This window comes from Stenotrophomonas pictorum JCM 9942, assembly GCF_001310775.1.
GTDB lineage: Bacteria > Pseudomonadota > Gammaproteobacteria > Xanthomonadales > Xanthomonadaceae > Stenotrophomonas > Stenotrophomonas pictorum.
On the sequence record NZ_BAZI01000669.1, the window covers coordinates 1 to 931 of the forward strand.

General features: G+C 70.8%; 1 protein-coding gene. It reads right to left on the reverse strand.

Features of this window, described 5'->3' with window-relative positions; all coding sequences use genetic code 11:
- Positions 1 to 911: flavodoxin domain-containing protein (locus JCM9942_RS16935; protein WP_256202422.1), on the reverse strand; the 911-nt coding region annotated here is incomplete at its 3' end.
- Between the last annotated feature and the right edge of the window lie 20 nt (positions 912 to 931).

Genomic DNA, 931 nt, shown 5'->3' on the forward strand with positions numbered 1-931 from the left:
CGCAGGCCGGCGATACCGGTGCCGTTGCCGACCAGGATCAGCGGCGCCTCCGCTGCCGGCGGATGGAAGTTGGCGTTGCCGCGCAGACGCAGGTCGATGACATCACCGGGCGTGGTGTAGTCGCACAGCCAGCCGCTGGCCAGTCCCGGTTGGCCGTCCGGTCGCCGCTGGCGCCGCAGCAGCAGCTGCAACGAGCCCTCCGAGGGCATCGAGGCGATGGAGTATTCGCGATGCGGCAACGGTTTGAGCGCCGCGGCCAGCGCCGCGAGGTCGCCGGTGTCGATCTGTTCGGGCAAGTGGCACGCGGCGAGGACCTCCTGCAGCGGGCGGCCATCGGCCAGCGTGGCGGTGACCGGCAGGCCGTGCGCATGCATCCATTGCGCGACGGTGCCGGCACTGTGGCGCGGACCGATTTCGGCGATATCACCGGCCTGCCATGCCGGCAGTTCCCCGGCGACGGGTTGCAGCTTCAGGTGGAAGACGGTGCCGCCGACACTGCCCGGATTGAGCGCCTGCCGCTGCTGCAAACGCCATTGCTGGTACTGCGGCGGAGCCCAGTCCGGCAGGTGGGCGACATCGCCGCCGAGCTGGCCGAGCAGCTGCTGCCAGTGGCGCAGCGCGTCCGCATCGGCGTTGTCCACGTCCACGGTATCGAACAGCGCCCGCGCGCCCTGTTCGCACAGCCAGTTGTCGAGCTGGTGGCCGAAGGCGCAGTAATGGTCATAGGTGCGGTCGCCCAGCGCCAGCACCGCGTACTGCAGCTGCGGTAGTGGCGTGGCGTTCTGCATCACCCGGCTGAGAAAGGCCAGGGCATGGTCGGGCGGATCGCCTTCGCCGGTGGTGCTGGCGACGAACAGCGCGGTGCGGATGCGGGCGAGCAGGGCGGCATCGACCTGGTCGAGCGCGCGCACGCGGACGGTGTGGCCGGCGG